We start from the raw sequence: 3,823 nt of genomic DNA, 5'->3' as shown, positions 1-3,823 counted from the left end.
CTTATAGATTCCTTATAGATGGCGTCCAGCAACTTGTTCTGGGATTAGGGCTTCTGCAAAAAATCGACTGCGCCATCTTTGATAGCCTGCACTGCTGTCGGAATGTCGACGCTACCGCTCACGGACACAATCGGCATGTGGACGCCAATCTCGAGCAAGTGCTCCAGTGCTCCTGCAGCGCACGCCCATCCATTCGGGGCAGGTCGAGGACCAGGCAACCGCGCCAAGTAGGGTCGAAGGCCGTCAGGAACTCGACCGCCGAACCGAAGACCGCGACAGCGAGTCCGGCCGCGCTGACGAGTTCGCGAACGGAGTCGCGACAAGCCTCGTCGTCGTAGATGACGAATACAGTGAGCCGTGCTCACGGGCTTTCCCACCTCAGGGGCCGTGCTGGTTGCCGTCGAAGCAATTTCCGTTTAGTTTGACGGCCCAGGCCATGGGCGTGGCCGTTTGCGCGTTTTGCGCATCCGTTCGATGAAAACGCGGCAGCAGCCTATTCCTGCAGGGCGGCGATCAATGGGCAAGTCACCCTCGCGCGGCTTGCGCAGCAGTCATCCACCAAGGCGGCAAGGGCTTTCTCAATTCGTTGCAGGTCGACCAGCCTCGCACGCACATCAGCGAGCTTTTGCTCCCCGATCTGACGCGCTTCGTCGCAATGCGCACCGTCGTCCAGCGTGAGCAACCCGGCGACCTCGTCGAGACTGAAGCCCAGGCTCTGCGCGGACTTGATGAAACGGACCCGAGCCACATCGGCCTTGCCGTAGCGCCGGATACCGCCGAAAGGCTTGTCCGGTTCCGGCAGCAGAGCCTTGCGCTGGTAGAACCGGATGGTCTCCACGGTGACGCCCGCCGCCTCGGCAAAGGCACCGATGCTAAGGGTGGCCGCCTGCCTTTTCATACCGCTTGACTCCGTACTTGAGTGCGGGCGTATTGTCGCCTCCTCAAGGAAAATCAGGAGTTGACACATGGGATGGATGACGCGTGTGTCCGACAAGGCTGGTGCGCTTGGCAGCGTTGCCTCCGCAGCCTCGTGCCCGGCCTGTTTTCCGGCGCTTGCCGGCCTGGGTTCGGCCATGGGCCTGGGCGTCTTCGCAGGGGATGAAGGCCTGTTCATCAATACGTTGCTGCCCTTGTTCGCGGCAGTCGCACTGGTCGCCAACGCGGTGGGCTGGTTCAGCCACCGCCAGTGGCATCGCAGCCTGCTGGGCGTGATCGGCCCGTCGATCGTGCTCGCGGCCGTGTTGCTGTTCTTCGGCCAGTGGTGGAGCACGGACCTGCTGTATGCGGGTCTGGCCTTCATGGTCGGCGTCTCGCTTTGGGATCTCTTGTCGCCGGCGAACAAGCGCTGCACCACGGATGATTGCGAGACCCRGCAGGTGCGCCCATGACGCAAAGGCAGAACTTGAGCCATGCCGTGGTTCTCGACTCGGTGCTTGACCTGCCCGCACTGCGGCCGTGCGAAGCGCGAGCAGATGCCTGTGGACGCCTGCCTGTTCTTCTACGAATGCGAGCGCTGCAAGACACTGCTGCGCCCGAATCCCGGCGATTGCTGCGTGTTCTGCTCATTCGGCTCGGTGAAGTGCCCGCCGGTCCAGGCGCGAACCGAATGCTGCGCGACTGCCCCCGCGCCGGGCTCTAGACGGCCAGCCCTCGGGAGGTGAACAGCCGGGGGCCGATCCAGCGCCCCACTGCGACAATGAGCGCTGCCGTTCCCAGATTCCAGATCAGGATCATGACGGTCGCGTCCAGGCTGTGAAAAATCGACATCGCTGTCGCACTGATCGCGGCCACGGCCAGGCTCCCTGTCAGCGAGACCGTGCTGACCCACAGCAGCGCCCCGTGGCGCAGCATGACAAACATGGCCAGCGTCAGCGGCAGGCTGGTCATCAGCACCGTGGCAAAACATCGTGCGGTTTCGCCGAGCTGGAAACCGTCGGGACCCACGTTGACCCAATTCACCAGGCATCCGTACCAGAGGGTGCTCATCCACACGAGCAGCGCGGGCACCGGCAGCAGCGCCCAACCGCGCGACCGGTCGGGCAGATTCAGCATGAATGAGGCGACGGCCGCCAGCGCGCCGGTCAGCAGCGAGGCGGACGTCCCGACTATGAAATCAACCTGCTTCAGCTGCTGAGCCAAGTCGGGGCGCACGCCGTGGCCCACGGCCAACAGCCCGAAGATCAGTGCCGGCAGCAGCAGCCACAGCGCCGCCCGCACCGCGGGCGGCGGTAGCCGACGCACTGGCCGGGCATCGGCCACCATAGCTTCGATGAGATCGCCTGTCTTGATCATGATGGACTACCAGATCCGTTGAGCAGCTTGCGCAGGTTCTTCAGGCCGCGGTGCGTCGCCACCTTCAGGGCCGCGATCGACATCCCGCTCGCGGCAGCAGCCTGACGCAGCGACATCTCCTGCAGTTTCATCAGCTTGATGGCATCGCGTTGCCCAGGCGGCAGGCGTTCCACCGCTTCGCGCACGGTCGCCATGTCGGCACTCTCCTCGGGTGGTTCGTTTCGAAGGCTGCCAAGGTTTCATGTTCGGGGGTCAATGGCGTCTCGTGCTCTCTCGCGCGGCCCTGTGCGCAATCGATCGACGATGCGCCGATGTGCGATCGCCACCAGCCAGGGGCCGAATGGGCGGCCGGGATCGTACGTGTGGCGAATGGAATGCACGGTGAGCAGGACATCCTGCACCGCGTCCTCGACGTCGCTGCGATTGCGATGCGCTTTCGCCGCCAGCGAACGCAGGTACGGCGTGATCTCGTCCAGCAGGCGCCGATAGGCCTCGCGCTCGCCCGCCTGGGCGCGCGCCATCAGGATGGACCAGTCGAACTCGCGCACCGCGGCCGGCGCGCCGTCTTCGCACTCCTCCTCGGACTGCGGCGACCCCGTCAACGACCCCGTCCGGGGGGCAAGGCGCAGCGCACGGTTCGGATCTTGGTTGCTGTTCACGGCATGAACGATAGCCCGCAACGAAACTTGTCGCGGTGACTATTTTTCTTTTTCTGCGCGTAACCTTTCTCCGCCCCGGGCGAACTTCCAGTTGTCGGTCTCATCCCGAGACCTCAATGCGAAAGGTGACATCATGACCCGTCAAGTGATTGCAGGCTCCGCCCTGTCCACCGCGCTCGGATTGGTATTGGCCGCATCGGGGATGGCGGCGCAGGCGCAAGGCATGGACATGAGCAAGGCGCCGCAGATCGTCAAGGACAACATGGCGCGCATGCAAAGCAACAAGCTCGAGAAATGCTACGGCATCAACGCCGTCGCCAAGAATGACTGCGCCGAGGGCGCGCACTCTTGTGCGGGTCAGTCCACGCAGGCGCGTGATCCCAAGTCCTTCGTGCTGTTGCCGGCCGGCGACTGCGGCAAGATCCAGGGCGGCAGCATGAAGGCGAGCTAGTGTCGGTGGCCGCAATGGGTGACGCTCGCAGCACGGTGCCTCCCGGCGCGGGGATCGGGCTGCGCTTCCAACACCACGAGGCGTTGCTCGACACACGGCCCGCGGTCGCATGGCTGGAGGCGCACACCGAGAACTACATGGGCGGTGGGCCCTCAATCCGTATGCTCGAGGCGATCCGACGCGACTACCCGGTGTCCCTGCACGGCGTGGGCCTGTCCCTGGGGAGTGCAGATGGGGTGGACGCCGCGCACCTCGAACGCATTCGAGATGTCGTACGCAGGATCGAGCCAGGACTCATATCCGAACACCTATCATGGAGCGTGGTCGGGGGCCACTACCTGGCCGACCTGTTGCCGCTGCCGATGACTGACGAAGCGCTGGATCTCGTCTGCCGCCATGTCGACCAGACCCAGGCCTATTT

General features: G+C 64.3%; 8 protein-coding genes. 4 read left to right on the top strand and 4 right to left on the bottom strand.

Translation table 11 applies throughout. The features are described from left to right. Positions 1–493: 493 nt before the first annotated feature. Positions 494–898: an Hg(II)-responsive transcriptional regulator gene (gene merR / locus AC1DY5_RS46095; protein ID WP_478121076.1), complete on the bottom strand. Its 405-nt coding sequence runs from the start codon at positions 896–898 to the stop codon at positions 494–496. A gap of 67 nt (positions 899–965) precedes the next feature. Here merR and merC point away from each other — a divergent pair, with 67 nt between their 5' ends. Beyond that, positions 966–1,388 carry an organomercurial transporter MerC gene (gene merC / locus AC1DY5_RS46090; RefSeq protein WP_478121075.1) on the top strand — a complete coding sequence of 141 codons (423 nt, stop codon included), beginning with the start codon at positions 966–968 and terminating at the stop codon, positions 1,386–1,388. A 21-nt stretch (positions 1,389–1,409) separates the two neighbouring features. Continuing rightward, positions 1,410–1,661, top strand: coding sequence for a GDCCVxC domain-containing (seleno)protein (locus AC1DY5_RS46085; RefSeq protein WP_478121074.1), 252 nt, complete (start codon positions 1,410–1,412; stop codon positions 1,659–1,661). On the opposite strand, the gene AC1DY5_RS46080 is transcribed toward AC1DY5_RS46085, so the two are convergent. From AC1DY5_RS46080 to AC1DY5_RS46070, 3 genes are read right to left on the bottom strand one after another with little or no spacing between them, the layout of a single operon-like run. Beyond that, complete coding sequence (locus tag AC1DY5_RS46080; RefSeq protein WP_478121073.1) at positions 1,636–2,292, bottom strand: NrsF family protein; 657 nt, start codon at positions 2,290–2,292, stop codon at positions 1,636–1,638. The genes AC1DY5_RS46085 and AC1DY5_RS46080 overlap by 26 nt on opposite strands. Continuing rightward, a complete protein-coding gene (locus AC1DY5_RS46075; RefSeq protein WP_478121072.1) occupies positions 2,289–2,486 on the bottom strand; it encodes an RNA polymerase sigma factor in 198 nt (65 codons plus the stop codon). The genes AC1DY5_RS46080 and AC1DY5_RS46075 overlap by 4 nt, the downstream gene beginning before the upstream one ends. Before the next feature lie 45 nt (positions 2,487–2,531). After that, positions 2,532–2,951 (bottom strand): sigma factor, encoded by a 420-nt coding sequence (locus AC1DY5_RS46070; RefSeq protein WP_478121071.1) that lies wholly within the window; start codon positions 2,949–2,951, stop codon positions 2,532–2,534. Between the two features lie 133 nt (positions 2,952–3,084). Between AC1DY5_RS46070 and AC1DY5_RS46065 the strand changes: the two genes are divergently transcribed. Beyond that, positions 3,085–3,402 (top strand): BufA1 family periplasmic bufferin-type metallophore, encoded by a 318-nt coding sequence (locus tag AC1DY5_RS46065; RefSeq protein WP_478121070.1) that lies wholly within the window; start codon positions 3,085–3,087, stop codon positions 3,400–3,402. Between the two features lie 14 nt (positions 3,403–3,416). Beyond that, on the top strand, positions 3,417–3,823 hold a 407-nt coding region (locus AC1DY5_RS46060), incomplete at its 3' end, for a multinuclear nonheme iron-dependent oxidase (RefSeq protein ID WP_478121069.1).

Source organism: Variovorax sp. P4_D9 (assembly GCF_056401695.1).
This window is presented reverse-complemented; position numbering and strand designations above follow the sequence as displayed.

What these genes read in the sequence shown, in the direction of transcription:
- AC1DY5_RS46075 (WP_478121072.1), bottom strand. Translation starts at nt 2,486, where the DNA reads ATGGCGACCGTGCGCGAAGCGGTGGAACGCCTGCCGCCTGGGCAACGC.
- AC1DY5_RS46080 (WP_478121073.1), bottom strand. Translation starts at nt 2,292, where the DNA reads ATGATCAAGACAGGCGATCTCATCGAAGCTATGGTGGCCGATGCCCGG.
- AC1DY5_RS46065 (WP_478121070.1), top strand. Translation starts at nt 3,085, where the DNA reads ATGACCCGTCAAGTGATTGCAGGCTCCGCCCTGTCCACCGCGCTCGGA.
- AC1DY5_RS46085 (WP_478121074.1), top strand. Translation starts at nt 1,410, where the DNA reads ATGCCGTGGTTCTCGACTCGGTGCTTGACCTGCCCGCACTGCGGCCGT.
- merR (WP_478121076.1), bottom strand. Translation starts at nt 898, where the DNA reads ATGAAAAGGCAGGCGGCCACCCTTAGCATCGGTGCCTTTGCCGAGGCG.